The 12485-nt window shown below is 70.9% G+C and carries 18 protein-coding genes and 4 tRNA genes; 1 reads left to right on the top strand and 21 read right to left on the bottom strand.

The window, feature by feature from the left end:
- Positions 1 to 60 precede the first annotated feature (60 nt).
- The 21 genes from KYK13_RS10475 to KYK13_RS10375 all read right to left on the bottom strand — a co-directional run bounded on the left by KYK13_RS10475 (position 61) and on the right by KYK13_RS10375 (position 11688).
- Complete coding sequence (locus KYK13_RS10475; protein ID WP_223643921.1) at positions 61 to 225, bottom strand: hypothetical protein; 165 nt, start codon at positions 223 to 225, stop codon at positions 61 to 63.
- A complete protein-coding gene (locus KYK13_RS10470; protein WP_223643920.1) occupies positions 218 to 409 on the bottom strand; it encodes a hypothetical protein in 192 nt (63 codons plus the stop codon). Before KYK13_RS10470 ends, KYK13_RS10475 begins: the two co-directional genes overlap by 8 nt.
- Positions 402 to 758 carry a hypothetical protein gene (locus KYK13_RS10465; RefSeq protein ID WP_223643919.1) on the bottom strand — a complete coding sequence of 119 codons (357 nt, stop codon included), beginning with the start codon at positions 756 to 758 and terminating at the stop codon, positions 402 to 404. The genes KYK13_RS10470 and KYK13_RS10465 overlap by 8 nt, the downstream gene beginning before the upstream one ends.
- The gene (locus KYK13_RS10460; RefSeq protein ID WP_223643918.1) at positions 751 to 1056 is read right to left on the bottom strand and encodes a LexA family transcriptional regulator; all 306 of its coding nucleotides are present in this window, start codon (positions 1054 to 1056) and stop codon (positions 751 to 753) included. Before KYK13_RS10460 ends, KYK13_RS10465 begins: the two co-directional genes overlap by 8 nt.
- Positions 1053 to 2660: a DGQHR domain-containing protein DpdB gene (dbpB, locus tag KYK13_RS10455; protein WP_223643917.1), complete on the bottom strand. Its 1608-nt coding sequence runs from the start codon at positions 2658 to 2660 to the stop codon at positions 1053 to 1055. The genes KYK13_RS10460 and dbpB overlap by 4 nt, the downstream gene beginning before the upstream one ends.
- The gene (locus KYK13_RS10450) at positions 2657 to 2899 is read right to left on the bottom strand and encodes a hypothetical protein (RefSeq protein WP_223643916.1); all 243 of its coding nucleotides are present in this window, start codon (positions 2897 to 2899) and stop codon (positions 2657 to 2659) included. Before KYK13_RS10450 ends, dbpB begins: the two co-directional genes overlap by 4 nt.
- Positions 2896 to 3606, bottom strand: coding sequence for a PP2C family serine/threonine-protein phosphatase (locus KYK13_RS10445; RefSeq protein WP_223643915.1), 711 nt, complete (start codon positions 3604 to 3606; stop codon positions 2896 to 2898). The genes KYK13_RS10450 and KYK13_RS10445 overlap by 4 nt, the downstream gene beginning before the upstream one ends.
- A complete protein-coding gene (locus tag KYK13_RS10440; protein ID WP_223643914.1) occupies positions 3603 to 3740 on the bottom strand; it encodes a hypothetical protein in 138 nt (45 codons plus the stop codon). Before KYK13_RS10440 ends, KYK13_RS10445 begins: the two co-directional genes overlap by 4 nt.
- A 407-nt stretch (positions 3741 to 4147) precedes the next feature.
- A tRNA-Arg gene (locus tag KYK13_RS10435) sits at positions 4148 to 4221 on the bottom strand.
- 11 nt (positions 4222 to 4232) lie between these two features.
- A tRNA-His gene (locus KYK13_RS10430) sits at positions 4233 to 4306 on the bottom strand.
- 94 nt (positions 4307 to 4400) lie between these two features.
- Positions 4401 to 4474 (bottom strand) — tRNA-Arg (locus KYK13_RS10425).
- 44 nt (positions 4475 to 4518) lie between these two features.
- Positions 4519 to 4592 (bottom strand) — tRNA-Pro (locus KYK13_RS10420).
- 71 nt (positions 4593 to 4663) lie between these two features.
- Positions 4664 to 5251, bottom strand: coding sequence for an RdgB/HAM1 family non-canonical purine NTP pyrophosphatase (gene rdgB / locus KYK13_RS10415; protein WP_223643913.1), 588 nt, complete (start codon positions 5249 to 5251; stop codon positions 4664 to 4666).
- Entirely contained in the window at positions 5248 to 5952 is a 705-nt protein-coding gene (gene rph / locus KYK13_RS10410; RefSeq protein WP_223643912.1) for a ribonuclease PH, read from the bottom strand. Before rph ends, rdgB begins: the two co-directional genes overlap by 4 nt.
- A 48-nt stretch (positions 5953 to 6000) precedes the next feature.
- Positions 6001 to 6807: an N-acetylmuramoyl-L-alanine amidase gene (locus KYK13_RS10405; RefSeq protein ID WP_223643911.1), complete on the bottom strand. Its 807-nt coding sequence runs from the start codon at positions 6805 to 6807 to the stop codon at positions 6001 to 6003.
- 71 nt (positions 6808 to 6878) lie between these two features.
- Positions 6879 to 7943 (bottom strand): selenide, water dikinase SelD, encoded by a 1065-nt coding sequence (selD, locus tag KYK13_RS10400; protein WP_223643910.1) that lies wholly within the window; start codon positions 7941 to 7943, stop codon positions 6879 to 6881.
- Between the two features lie 13 nt (positions 7944 to 7956).
- A complete protein-coding gene (locus KYK13_RS10395; protein ID WP_223643909.1) occupies positions 7957 to 8901 on the bottom strand; it encodes a DUF4388 domain-containing protein in 945 nt (314 codons plus the stop codon).
- Between the two features lie 37 nt (positions 8902 to 8938).
- Positions 8939 to 9661, bottom strand: a complete 723-nt coding sequence (locus tag KYK13_RS10390) for a lipopolysaccharide assembly protein LapB (protein WP_223643908.1) — start codon at positions 9659 to 9661, stop codon at positions 8939 to 8941.
- 36 nt (positions 9662 to 9697) lie between these two features.
- Positions 9698 to 10402, bottom strand: coding sequence for a hypothetical protein (locus tag KYK13_RS10385; protein WP_223643907.1), 705 nt, complete (start codon positions 10400 to 10402; stop codon positions 9698 to 9700).
- Positions 10399 to 11169 (bottom strand): outer membrane protein assembly factor BamD, encoded by a 771-nt coding sequence (locus tag KYK13_RS10380; protein ID WP_223643906.1) that lies wholly within the window; start codon positions 11167 to 11169, stop codon positions 10399 to 10401. Before KYK13_RS10380 ends, KYK13_RS10385 begins: the two co-directional genes overlap by 4 nt.
- 12 nt (positions 11170 to 11181) lie before the next feature.
- The gene (locus KYK13_RS10375) at positions 11182 to 11688 is read right to left on the bottom strand and encodes a regulatory protein RecX (RefSeq protein WP_223643905.1); all 507 of its coding nucleotides are present in this window, start codon (positions 11686 to 11688) and stop codon (positions 11182 to 11184) included.
- Positions 11689 to 11723: 35 nt separating this feature from the next.
- Here KYK13_RS10375 and KYK13_RS10370 point away from each other — a divergent pair, with 35 nt between their 5' ends.
- The gene (locus KYK13_RS10370; RefSeq protein ID WP_223643904.1) at positions 11724 to 12461 is read left to right on the top strand and encodes a hypothetical protein; all 738 of its coding nucleotides are present in this window, start codon (positions 11724 to 11726) and stop codon (positions 12459 to 12461) included.
- Positions 12462 to 12485: the final 24 nt, after the last annotated feature.

Genomic DNA, 12485 nt, shown 5'->3' with positions numbered 1-12485 from the left:
GCGCACGTGCCAGCCAGGAGGAGGCGCGCGGGGCTCACCTGGGGCACTCGGGGAAGTGGTTCATCGCGAGCCCTCCACCCGGCGGAACTCCATCACCGACGTCATGCCGGGCGCGTGCAGGCCGACGTCGTGCGAGCGCAGGTAGCCGAACCATCTCCACGGCCCGCGACTCGCTGCTGCGTGCCGCGCGCGGATGGCCTCCAGCTTGTCGTCCGTCTCAGCCATGGCGCTGCGCCCCCTCTCGCTGCGTGGAGAGGCCACCGGGCAGCACGCGCAGCACGGGCCGGCCGGTGTTGGGAGTGGGCGTGGCGGGCGCCTTGTCGCGGTCCACCAGGTCGAGGAGCGAGGTGACGCCACGGAGCGCGGCGAAGGCGACGAGGATGCCGGCCGCGGTGAGCAGGTCACGCATGGCGCACCTCACGGCTCGTCGCGAAGGTGGCCAGCAGGGCCGCCTTCGCGCGCTCGTGGAAGGGCTGCTCCCGCTTCTTCGCCGTCTTCCACAGCCGCTCGCAGGCAGGATGCCGGCAGGTGGCCACCGGGCGGTCCTGCAGCTCGTTCAGCTGCTCGCGACGGGAGCGCATCGTCCAGCACACCGCGCACCGGGCCTTGAGCCCGCCGTACCCGGCATCCTCCGGCGACACGGGCGTCTCGCGGTACAGCCGCAGGCGCAGCAGTCCGGCCTCGCGCTTCGGGCACGTGCGCACCAGCGCTCGCACCTGCTCGCGGCGCTCGTCGGGCGTGGGCAGCGGGCTACCCATGGAGCACCTCGGGGTGCTCGCTGAGGTAGGCATTGGCCAGTGCCTCTCCGGACTCGGTGATGATGAGCCCGCGGTGGACGTTCGGCAGACGCTTCAGGAGGCGGCGCTGCTCCAACCGCTCGAAGTAGTCCGTCGCGGCGCGCTTGGACGCCCAGCCGAAGCGCTTGCACACCTCGCTCGCCGACGGGGCCAGTCCGTTGGCCTGCCGGTACGCGTGGACGTAGGCCAGCACCTCCTGCTGGCGCTTCGTGGGGGCGCCCCCGGAGGGGCCATTCTCGGGAGGGGGACGGCAGCTCATGCGGCACCAGCCTTTCGGGTGCGCCGGTGGGGTTTCGCCGCGCGGCGCTCGCGGTAGAGGGCGCCCAGGTGCTGCGCGAGGAGGGCCACCTCTTTGGGGGTGTTCTGCACGTCGTTCCACCGGCGCTCGCCGGCGGGGAAAGCCCAGGTGCCGGACGTCCAGGCGCAGACGTCGCGCACCAGCGCGAGCTCGCGCTCGAAGTCGGCCTGCGTGGGCGCGGCGTTGCCCTCCTGCGCGAGGAAGTGGCAGGCGGCGTCCATGAGAAGCGACAGGGCGCGCACGCCCGCGCCGTGCGACAGGCGAGACTCCTTGGGCCGCCGGGCCCACGCATCCGGCCAGGTGCTGGCGACAGCGGCCCACCACGCGGACACGCGCGCCACCATGGCGTCCACCCCTGCGTCCGCGCGCTCCAGGTCGAAGAGGGTCCCGTGCGCGAGGGAGTCTTCCAGCGCGGCCAGCAGGGACGTGTCCTTGATGACGCCGGTGAAGCTCTCCCCCATCTTCTTTCCCGTGGCACGGGGGCACGTCTGGGTGATGACGAGGCCGCGCAGGCTGCTGCCCTCGTCCACGTTGAGGCGGGCGAGGAGCTGCGCCGGCAGGCGCTTGCGCTCCAGCGCCGCGGGGAGTGCCGCCGTCGTGCTGGGCAGCAGTTCGTGGATGAGCCCCTTGGGCAGGGGCTTCGTGGAGTTGACCAGGATGAACTGCTCAGCCTGCTGGCCGACCGTCTCCGCGATGAAGCCGGTGCATGCCAGCGGGAAGGCCTTCACCGCCGCGTCGCGCACAGCGGCCAGGCGCTGCTGCCCATCCACGATGAAGCCCGGTGCGTCCGGGCCGGCCTGGCACGGGATGACGAGGTGCCCATGCCGCGCGCCGTCCGCCGTCCCGGGCAGCTCCTCGAAGCGGACGCGCGAGTCGAAGGCCAGCACCACCGCGTTGGGCACCAGCGCCCCCGCGCTCTCCATGTACTCGCGGATGGCGGCTACGTGGTTGAGCACCTCGGGGCGCTGGTAGCCCTCCAGCACGCCGTCGGTGCGGCGCACCCGCGAGACGGTGGCGAAAGAGGGCACCCGCTTGCCGTCCACCGCGAAAAGGTAGAGGCGCCGGCCGGACGGCTGCTCCACCTCCAGCGCCGGGACTCGCAGCGGAGTCCGCGCCGCCGCGCGCATCCGACTCGCCTCCGCGAGGATGCGTAGCCGCGCCCCCTGGGTGGCGCCCTCGAGCGGCTCCACGAGCGTCCAGCCTTCGCGCGGAGAGGCGACGAGCGCATCCTGGAGAGGCTCCGCGTACGCACGCCCCGCATAGACGAGCAGTTCGACGGCGCCGGCCGGGTAGCGGCGCGCGAGCGACTCCAGCACCTGCCGCCCCCAGGCACCGCGCGCCTTGGGCGGCATCCCTCGGAGGGTGACGTCGTAAGGCTCAACCTCCTCGTCCAGCGAGAGCAGTCCATGGAGGGCCGACAGCACGTAGACGTGCGGCGTCGTGGCCTCGGCCTCGGCCAGGTGCGCGCTGAAAAGGTTGCCCGTGTAGAGGTCGCGCGCAGGCGCACGGTGCTCGAGTTTCTTCTTGCCGCAGCCCACCAGGGCCACCTGGACGGGAGCGCTCATCGCGCAGTCCTCCGCGGGACGGCGGAAACGCAGGCGCTGGAGGCATGGGTGGCAGCCTCCCGCTCACGCTCGCGACGCACGCGCTCCAGTTCGTCGGCCTTCAGCCAGGCCTTGCGCGCGTCCGCGTTCCAGACGCTGACGACGACACCGGAGGGGTCGCTGATGGAGACGCGGTGCCCCGTGCCGCTGCGCAAGGCCACCCGGACGACAGCGGCGGAGTGGGTACGGGGCGCGCTCATGCAGCACCTCGCACCGTCTCCGAGTCGTCCTCAGGCACGCGCACCACCAGGGCGGTGCAGTTGTCGCGGCTGCCGGCGGCGAGCGCGGACTCCACCAGCGCCCGGGCGGCCACCTGGGCGTCGGCGCCATCCGTCAGCACGGCGGCGAGCTGCTCCGGCGTCAGCGTCTCGTGGACGCCGTCCGTGGACAGCAGCCACACGTCCCCGGGCTGGACGTCCGTCTCCAGCACGTCCGGCGTGCAGTCGCTACGGGAGCTGCCGAGGCACCGCGTCAGGACGTGCCGGCTGTCGCGGTGGTCCTCGGTGAGCTGCTCCAGCTTCCCCGCGCGCAGCCGGTACACGCGGCTGTCGCCCACGTGCGCCACCGCCGCGCGCTTCCCCACCAGCACCAGCAGAGCCAGCGTGGTGAGCCCCGAGTGCCCGCCAACGCGCTGCTCGTGGTGGACGTCACGGTGGGCGCACCTGACGGAGGACTCCAGGCCGCGCTTGAGCGAACCGCCAACAACGGCAACCTGGTCCAGGTACGCGTGCCCTAGCACCGACCGCACCGCAGCCTGGGCCGCCTTGTCGCTGCCCTCGTAGCTGCCCAGGCCGTCCGCCACGGCGGCGATGAGCCCGGCCGGGCCTCGGGTGTGGCCCACGGCGTCCTGCTGGTAGTCCCGGCGCCCTTGCTCGGAGCTCGAGCCCACGTCGAAGGCGCGGCTCATCGGCCACCGCCCTTCTTCCCGCGCCGGGCCTTGGCGTCCGTCCCCGTGGACGGGAGGCTCGCGGCGGAGACGGTGGCCTTCAGTTCCTCCAACTCCGCGACCGCGACAGGCAGCGTGTGCCGCCAGCAGGCCATGGGGGGCTGACCGCACAGGAGGCTGGCGCGACAAACAGCGCAACCAGGAACCAGCGGAACCCTCAGCCGGAGCTCGGTGACCGGGTCGGCGCTGGAGCGTCCAGAGGGGCGATCATCAAGACTCGCGCCGGACGCCCACTGTCGCGGGGCCTGTTTCCCCGCCTGTCCACGTCCCGTCTGGGCGTGCTCGAGCGCTCCGAGGATGGCGGCGCAGTCGCGCGGGTCGAGGGTAAGCTGGCGCCCACCAACCCCGGCCGAAAGCGCAGCCCGGAGGATCGCTCCCAGGGGCCGCGCCACAATCGGGGCCCGCTGAAGTGTTGGTGAAGTGTTGGTGCCGGTTGAAGCGCCCCGCTCACGGGAGCGGCCCGAAGGCCGCTTTTCACCGTGAATCTGAGGACTTAACTCTTTGCACCCAGAGGGACTTGAACCCCCAACCCTCGGCTTCGAAGGCCGATGCTCTATCCAGTTGAGCTATAGGTGCGAGAGAAGAAGGGCGAATGACCGGGATCGAACCGGCAACCTCCGGAGTCACAGTCCGGCGCTCTAACCAGTTGAGCTACATTCGCCGTCACTTCACACGTCACGGCTTTGGAAAGCGGCGGTCTCCTACCGTGGAAACCGGGGCCATTCAAGGCCCAAAACCAACTGCCAGCAGATTTGCGCCCCAGGCAGGGCTCGAACCTGCGACCCCCGACTTAGAAGGTCGGTGCTCTATCCAGCTGAGCTACTGGAGCTGGTCGGCCAATGCTGCTGAAAACCCCCACTGCGGCACTTCAAGTCGGGGCGAGAGGATTTGAACCTCCGACCCCCTGCGCCCAAGGCAGGTGCGCTACCAGGCTGCGCTACGCCCCGAGAAGTGTCGCCACCTTCGCCTAACGCGGACAGACGCGCAAGCCTGCTCTTCCTGACGCCCGCCCGCCCGGTCAGAGCGCCAACAGATGGCGCCGCATCAGCTGGAACGCCCGGGCCCGGTGCGACACCCGCGCCTTCTCCTCCGGCGCCAGCTCCGCCATGGAACGCCCGCCCTCCCCGTCCACCTGGAACACGGGGTCATAGCCGAAACCGTTCGCCCCCTTCGGCGCGCGGAGGATGACACCCTCGCAGCGGCCCACCTCCACCGCGGGCTCCCCCTTCCCCGTCACCAGCGCCAGGGCGCAGCGGAAGGACGCGGTGCGCTTGTCATCCGGCACGTCCGCCAGCTCCGCGAGGAGCTTCTCGTACCGGTCCTTGTCGCTGCCCGGCGCGTACCGGGCGGACAGCACGCCGGGCTGGCCATCCAGCGCGTCCACGAACAGCCCGGAGTCATCCGCCAGCGCGGGCAGGCCCGTGGCCTCCGAGTACTCGCGGGCCTTCTTCACCGCGTTCGCCTCGAGGGTGTCACCGTCCTCCACGGGCTCGGGCACGGGGGGCAGGTCCTTGAGGGACACCACCTCCACGGCGTCCCCCACGAGCATGCGCAGCTCGCGCACCTTGCCGGCGTTGCCGGTGGCGAAGAGCAGCTTGGGCTTCATCCGAGCACCTTCGCCTGCGCGGCGGTGAGCTGCTGGATGGCGGCCAGGCCTCCGTCCAGCATCGCGTCCATGGACTTGCGGTCGAAGAGCTTGTGCTCGGCGGTGCCCTGCACCTCCACGATGCGGCCGTCGCCCGTGGCCACGAGGTTCAGGTCCACCTCCGCGGTGGAGTCCTCGTCGTAGTCCAGGTCCACCCGCACCTCGCCGTTCACGACTCCCACGGACACCGCGGCCAGCGGGGTGAGGCCCTTGAGCAGCGCCGGCTTGTTGAGCGAGCGGATGGCCAGCACCAGCGCCACGTACGCGCCGGTGATGGACGCGGTGCGCGTGCCGCCGTCCGCCTGGATGACGTCGCAGTCCAGCGTGAAGGTGCGCACGCCCAGCGCCTGCAGGTCCACCGACGCGCGCAGGGCGCGACCGATGAGGCGCTGAATCTCCATGGTGCGGCCGGACTGCTTGCCCTTGGCGGCCTCGCGCGAGCCGCGGGTGTGCGTGGCGCGCGGGAGCATGCCGTACTCGGCCGTGACCCAGCCGCTCCCCTTGCCCATCAGGTGCGGCGGGACGCGGTCCTCCACCGAGCAGGTGACGAGCACCTTGGTGTGGCCGAACTCCACCTGGACGGAGCCCTCCGCGTAGCGGTTGACGTTGGGCGTGAGGGTGACGGGCCGCAGGTCCAGCGCACCACGGTTGAAGGAACGCACGAGGGAAGGCTCCTGACAGGGAGGGACGGGTAAAGCCCCCACGCTTTATCAGGGCGCGGTGGATCCAGCCACCGGTTGCGAGGGCGAGCCGTCCCGCCGCCGCGTCTCCCGGAGGAAGGCCTGCACCCCGTCCGCGATGGCCTCCGCCAGGGTCTCCTGGTACGCCGCCTTCCCCAGCTTCGCCCCCTCCTGCGGGTGGGAGATGAAGCCCACTTCAATCAGCACCGCCGGCGCCTCCACGCCCGTGAGGACGAAGAAGGGCGCCTGCTGCACGCCCCGGTCCGTGGCGCCGCTTTTGGACACCAGGCGCGGGTGGATGGCGTAGGCCAGCCGGGACGCGTCCGAGTGCGCCTCCGTGCGCGCCAGGTCATCCAGGATGAAGGCCAGCGTGGAGTGGCCACGCGCCGCACGGGCCGTGGGCGCTTCCGCGTTCTCGCGGTCCGCCACCGCTCGCGCCGCCTCACCCGACGCGTTGGCGGAGAGGAAGTACGTCTCGATGCCCTCCGTGCGCTCGCGCAGGCGCTTCGTGGGCATGGAGTTGGCGTGGATGGAGAGGAAGAGGTCCGGCCGCTGGATGTTGGAGAACTCCACCCGCTCCGACAGCGCCATCAACGTGTCGCGGTCGCGCGTGAGGAACACCTCGCTGCCCGCGGCCTCCAGCTTCTCGCGCAGGCGCTGGGCAATCTGGAGCGCGACCTCCTTCTCCCAGAGCTCCCCGGGCCCCTTCGCGCCCTCCTTCGCCCCGCCATGGCCCGGGTCGATGACGATGCGCGCGCCGCGCTCGCCCGCCCCGGAGAGGGCCGGCAGGAGGCACGCGAACAAGGGGAGCCAGAGGGGGAAGCGGCGCGGCGACATTCGCGCCGGGATGTTAGCCGGGGCCCGGCCCGGAGGCGAAATCCGCTCCCGGACGCCAGTGCCCCGCCAGCTCAGCCGATGACTTCGATGCCGGGGCGGCCCGCCTGCACCTCGCCGATGAGGGCCGCGTCCACGCCCGCCTTCTCCAGCGCCTGCACCGCCTTGAGCGCGTGGCGCGCGGGCACGCTGGCCAACAGGCCGCCGTTGGTCTGCGCGTCCGCGAGCAGCCACTGGATGTGCTCCGGCAGCCCCTCGGGGAACGTCACCTGCTTCTTCACGTGCGCGAGGTTCGTCTTCGTGCCGCCCGGAATCACGCCGGCCTCCGCCAGCGCGGGCACCTCCGCGATGAGCGGGATGCGCTCCAGGTCCACCGCCGCGCGCGTCTTCGCGCCGTTCATCATCTCCAGCAGGTGGCCCAAGAGGCCGAAGCCCGTCACGTCCGTGAGCGCGTTCACCTTGAAGGCGCCCGACGCGAAGACCTCGCCCGCCGCCTTGTTGAGCGTGGCCATCTGCGCCGTCACGCGCTTCGTGAGCTGCTTGGACGCAAGGCCCCGCTTGATGGCGGTGGTGGCGATGCCCGTGCCCACGGGCTTGGTGAGCAGGAGCACGTCCCCCGGCTTCGCGCCCGCGTTGGTGAGCACCTTCTTCGGGTGCACCACGCCGGTGACGGCCATGCCGAACTTGGGCTCCGGGTCGCGGATGCTGTGGCCGCCCAGGATGGGGATGCCGGCCTCGTCCGCCTTGGACTGGCCGCCCGCCAGAATCTTTTGCAGCGTCTTGAGCGGCAGCTCGTCCGGGAAGCACACCAGGTTGAGCGCGAACAGCGGCTTCGCGCCCATGGCCCAGATGTCCGACAGCGCGTTGGCCGCGGCGATGGCGCCGAACTGGAACGGGTCGTCCACGAGCGGCGGGAAGAAGTCCACCGTCTCCACCACGGCCATGCCCGGCGCCACCTGGTACACGGCGGCGTCGTCATTCGTGTTGAAGCCCACCAGGGCCCGGGGGTGGGACGCTGCCCCCTTGAGCCCGCCCAGGACCGTGGCCAGGTCCCCCGCCTTGAGCTTCGCCGCGCAGCCCGCGCAGTGGCTCATCTCCGTGAGGCGCTTCTTCGGCGCCGCCGGCTTGTCACCCGCCATGGTGTTCCCCGCCCTACTCCGCGCGCACGTAGTCGCGCTTCATGAGCTGCACCACCGATTCGGCGGTGAGCACGTCGTCACCGTCCGAGTGGTCCAGCACGCCGCCCAGCGAGCCGTGGTTGTGCACCAGCTGCAGCACGTCCAGCAGCTCCGGCGTCAGTTCCTTCAGGGGCGCCGTCAGCGGCTGCGCGAGGCGCAGCGCCGTGGACATGGCCGGCAGGTTCGGCTGCAGCCGCTTGAACTCGTCCAGCTGGCGCAGGGCGTCCATCAGGAGCGCTTCGGTGGAGGAGTCCAGCTCCACCATGAACTCCTGCGTGTCCGCGGGGCGCAGCTCGAAGTCACCCTCTTCCCAGGTGACGATGCGGTTGAAGCTCTTCTGCGGGCCCAGGTTGTGGTTGTCGTCGATGACCGCGTAGTACACGCGGCCCTGGCGCAGGTAGATGCGGCCCTCGTGGGCGTTGTTGACCACGAGCACGCCGTTCTTCTTGGACGTGTGGAAGAGCTGGAGCAGGTCCGGGAGGGGAATCTCTTCAATCTTCCCCGTCATGGAGCTGGCCTTGGTGGTGCGCGCGGCCTGGGCGGCGGCGGCCTCCTCCAGCTTCTGCTTCACGACGCTCTCGTCCACCGGAGCGCTCTCCGCGCCCTGGTGCACGAGCTTGAGGATGGAGGTCCCGATGAGGATGCGGTCCCCCTCCTTCAGCTTGGCCTGCTTGACCTTCTCGCCGTTGACGAAGGTGCCGTTGGTGGAGCCCAGGTCCTCGATGGTGATGGCGCCGTCGGAGAACAGGATCTTCGCGTGCTTGCGCGAGACCATGTCCTCCACCAGGACCATGTCCAACTCGCTCGACCGTCCGACGACGATCTGCTTGTTGGCCTTCAGCGGGAACTCACCGCCCTGGTACTTCCCGGAGATGAACTTGAGGGCAAAGGACTTCGCCGTACCGCCAGGAGTGCTCACGGTGCCGCGACCTCGATGATGGAAGTTGCCATGGTGCTCAACCCGTCCCTTCCGCCTTCCCCGGGTCCTTCACCAGGTTGAGGTACATCTGCGCGCTCTTGTTGCCGGGACTGCGCACGAGCACGTCTTCCCAGACCTTCACCGCCTCGTCACGGCGTCCCGCCGAGTACAGGGCGATTCCATAATTGATCCGTCCAGGAATGTACGACGGATTCTGCGCGATGACCTGCTCGTACTCCGCGAGGGCCGCCGCGTTGTCGCCCGCGTCCCTCAGGGCATTGCCCAGCTTCAGGCGGATGTCCACGAACTCGGGGAAGTGGGCCAGGGCGCGGCGGTACTCCTCGATGGCCTTGGCCCACACGCCGCTGGAGGCGAACACGTCGCCGATGTCGGCGTACATGTTGGCCACCTTCTTCATGACGTAGGGGTCCAGCTCGCCGGGGGCGCCCTTCTGGCGGGACAAGGCGGCCTGGTAGACCTCCTTCGCCTCCGCGTACTTCCCCATGTCGTTGTAGATGACCGCCAGGTTGAGCGCGGCCTCGGTGTACGCGGGGTTGAGCCGCAGCGCGGACTCGAAGGCCCGCTGCGCCCGGGCGAACTGGCCCTGGTCGTGATAGATGATGCCGAGCATGTTGTAGACGTCGGCGAAGGTCGGATTCTGCTCGACCACCTTCGTCAGAAACTGCTCGGCCTGGGCGTACTGCTTCTTCTCGAAGGAGCCGCGCCCGAGGGTCAGTAGCTGCTTGAGGGCTTCGTCCATGACTCGGCCCGCGCGGGCCCTGCCTCCTCGGGTAGCCTACATGAGCCCGGGCGAAAACAAGAATTGATCGCCCTCGCGCAGGAGCAATAACGGACGCTCCCCCCGCGTGTCGACCGGCCTCGACGGAAGGTCCCCCTCCACCCGGTAGTGTTCCGTCACCGTCACCTCGTCCCGCTCGAGCCGGGCGTACCAGGCCTGGACCGTCAGGCGCCGCTTGCTCAAGGGGGCCAGCTCCTCCCACGTCCGCCCCGCTCCGCCATCCCCCCCAGGGCCGGCCATGCGCGACAGCGCGTCCGGCTGTCCGTCCGCCAGCGCCTGGCGCCGCGCCTCCAGGGCCGCCACCGCCGCCACCAGGCGGGGCGCCAGCGAGGAGACGGGCTTCCACCGGCCGGACTCGCGGGTGAAGGGCACGGCCTCCACCCCCGCGGTGCTGACCGTGGTGGCGCCCAGGACGCCCTCGAAGTCCAGCGTGGCGAAGGCCTCCGCGCTCCGGCCATCCGGCGCCACGGAGACGGTGATGCGGGCGTACTGGAGCTTCCGGGAGACGAGCGGGAGCGGGGCACCGGGCACGGGCAGGGACACGCCGTCGTGCTCGGCTTGCTTCAGGGTGGTGACGATCTCGGCTTCGGGCCCGGCCGCGAAGCCCAGCAGGCGCGGGCCCAGGAACGCGAGGACGCCGGTGACCGCGAGCACGGCGATGCCGATGCCCCCCAGCCGCCCCCAGTCCTCCAGGCGCCTCACGAGCCCAGCATCTTCTGGGCGCGCTGGGCGGCGGGCGTGCCCGGCAGGCGCTTGAGGACCTCGCGCAGCGTGTTCTGCGCGCGCTCCTTGTCGTTGAGCTTCACGTACGCGTCGTGGAGGTCGAAGAGGGCCTCCTCCTCCAGCGTCGTGCCCGGGTAGTCCTTGAGCAGCCCCTCCAGGCGCTGCGCCACGGCCTTCCAGCGCTCGCGCTTGGCGTAGAAGGACGCGACGTAGAGCTCGTGGCGCGCCAGGCGCTGGCGGGCGTCGTCCCGGCGCACGGTGGCGTCCTTCACGTACTGCGAATCCGGGTACTGGCGCAGGAAGGCGTTCATCGCCCGGAGCGCGTCGTACATGGGCTTCTGCTCCTTCTCGTAGGAAGGCGGCAGGGCGAAGAACTCCGAGGGGAACTCCTCCACGTAGGAGAGGGCCGCGCGGTAGGCGGCGTAGTCCACCTTGGGGTGCGTGGGGTGCAGCTTGATGAAGGAGTCGAACTTGTCGCGCGCCTCCGGGAACATCTCCCGGGCGAAGTCCAGGTCCGCCAGCTTGAGCTCCGCCTCGCGGGCGGCCTCCAGGTAGGGGAACTTGGTGCGGACGTGGTCGAAGTACTTCTCCGCCTTGAGGTAGTCCTTGTTCTCCAGCGCGGCCTGGCCCAGCGCCAGGTTCTCCGCCGCCTGGGTGGCGTAGTCAGGCTCACCCGCGGGCCCCGCGGTGAGGGCGGCACAGGCGGACAACATCAAAGCGGACAAGGCGAGGACGACAGAGCGCATCACGCCCCCAAACTATTCGTCCTGCCCGGAGGGGTCCAGCGAAGGTTCGCCCACCAGTTGGGTCACGACATCCGGCGCGAATCCCCGGCTGAGCAGGAGCCGTCCCGCACGGGCCCGCTCCTTCGCGTCGAGCGGGCGGCCAGCCAGACGCCGGCGCTCCAGCACCTGCCGCGCGGCCGCCAGCGCGTCGAAGCCCACGGCCTCCTTCGCCTCCGACAGCGCGCGCCGGGCCTCGGTGCCCTCCAGCCCGTGGGCCTGCAGCCGCTGGAGCACGGCCCGGGGGCCCAGCTTGCCCTTGCCCAGAAGGGCCGCGGCGCGGTCGCGCGCGAACTTCGCGTCGTCCAGGTACCCCCAGTCCGACAGCCGGGCGAGCACCGCGTCGCGCACGGACTCCGGGTAGCCCTTGCGCTCCAGGGCGAGGTTCAGTTCATGCCGGCTGCGGCCCCGCGCCCTGAGCAGGCGCAGGCAGGCGTCGGTGGCGCGCTGGACAGCCTCGGGGCCTTGGGGCTCGTCAACCATCGCGGAGTCCCTACCATGTGGTAACAGGCCCCGCCATGCACCCCATCCTCGCCCGCTTCCTCACCGCCGACGCCGCCAGGGAAACGCTCCGCAAGGAGAAGGCGGGTGAACCGCTGACTCCGGAGGAGCAGCACTTCCTTGCCGCCGCGGACGCCAACCCCAAGCAGAAGGCCCTGCTGTTGGGCGTGAGCGGCCGCGCGCTGTCCTCAGACGCGCAGGCCGCGCTGGTGCTGCTGGCCGCGCACGCCTCCGCCCGCGCGCTCGCGGAGGATGAGTCCCTCTCCGCCGCGGCGACGAAGGCGCGCGAGGCGCTGAAGGAGGAGGGCGCGAGCGACGAGGAGACGGACGCCTTCCTCGCGTCCATCCTCCTGGAGGAGGCCTTCGGCTACGAGCAGGAGGTGGACAGCTTCGACGCGGACTACGTGAAGGAGTCCCTGGGAGAGGTGCCCGCCCTGGCCGCGCTGTCCAAGCCGTCCGTGGACGCGCTGTTCCTCGCGTTCGCCAAGGCCGCCCCCAACGACGCGGACCGCAAGGCGCGCGAGCACATGGCGCGGGCGCTGTTCGACATCGCGTGGTCGGAGGGGCCCACCTCCATCAACCCGGAGCACCTGGAGACGCTCATCGACAACGAGGTCGTCCAGGAGTCCGAGGAGGTGCAGGACGCGCGCGTGCGCGCCACCGTGTCGCTGCTCCAGACGCTGGCGCACCAGGGCCTCATCGGCCCCATGCGCCTCACCCGGCTGCGCGCGCAGCTGGGGGATGACGACGCCTGAGGCGGCCGCCCTCCCCCGCCGCGC

Source organism: Corallococcus sp. EGB, assembly GCF_019968905.1.
GTDB lineage: Bacteria > Myxococcota > Myxococcia > Myxococcales > Myxococcaceae > Corallococcus.
The sequence above is the reverse complement of the archived record's forward strand: the minus strand, read 5'-3'. Positions and strand labels throughout refer to the sequence as shown.

Coding starts and splice junctions, on each gene's coding strand:
- KYK13_RS10460 (WP_223643918.1), bottom strand. CDS start 1,056: ATGAGCTGCCGTCCCCCTCCCGAGAATGGCCCCTCCGGGGGCGCCCCC.
- dbpB (WP_223643917.1), bottom strand. CDS start 2,660: ATGAGCGCTCCCGTCCAGGTGGCCCTGGTGGGCTGCGGCAAGAAGAAA.
- KYK13_RS10465 (WP_223643919.1), bottom strand. CDS start 758: ATGGGTAGCCCGCTGCCCACGCCCGACGAGCGCCGCGAGCAGGTGCGA.
- KYK13_RS10380 (WP_223643906.1), bottom strand. CDS start 11,169: ATGCGCTCTGTCGTCCTCGCCTTGTCCGCTTTGATGTTGTCCGCCTGT.
- KYK13_RS10370 (WP_223643904.1), top strand. CDS start 11,724: ATGCACCCCATCCTCGCCCGCTTCCTCACCGCCGACGCCGCCAGGGAA.
- KYK13_RS10405 (WP_223643911.1), bottom strand. CDS start 6,807: ATGTCGCCGCGCCGCTTCCCCCTCTGGCTCCCCTTGTTCGCGTGCCTC.
- KYK13_RS10375 (WP_223643905.1), bottom strand. CDS start 11,688: ATGGTTGACGAGCCCCAAGGCCCCGAGGCTGTCCAGCGCGCCACCGAC.
- rdgB (WP_223643913.1), bottom strand. CDS start 5,251: ATGAAGCCCAAGCTGCTCTTCGCCACCGGCAACGCCGGCAAGGTGCGC.
- KYK13_RS10470 (WP_223643920.1), bottom strand. CDS start 409: ATGCGTGACCTGCTCACCGCGGCCGGCATCCTCGTCGCCTTCGCCGCG.
- selD (WP_223643910.1), bottom strand. CDS start 7,943: ATGGCGGGTGACAAGCCGGCGGCGCCGAAGAAGCGCCTCACGGAGATG.
- KYK13_RS10440 (WP_223643914.1), bottom strand. CDS start 3,740: ATGGCCTGCTGGCGGCACACGCTGCCTGTCGCGGTCGCGGAGTTGGAG.
- KYK13_RS10390 (WP_223643908.1), bottom strand. CDS start 9,661: ATGGACGAAGCCCTCAAGCAGCTACTGACCCTCGGGCGCGGCTCCTTC.
- KYK13_RS10475 (WP_223643921.1), bottom strand. CDS start 225: ATGGCTGAGACGGACGACAAGCTGGAGGCCATCCGCGCGCGGCACGCA.
- KYK13_RS10450 (WP_223643916.1), bottom strand. CDS start 2,899: ATGAGCGCGCCCCGTACCCACTCCGCCGCTGTCGTCCGGGTGGCCTTG.
- KYK13_RS10445 (WP_223643915.1), bottom strand. CDS start 3,606: ATGAGCCGCGCCTTCGACGTGGGCTCGAGCTCCGAGCAAGGGCGCCGG.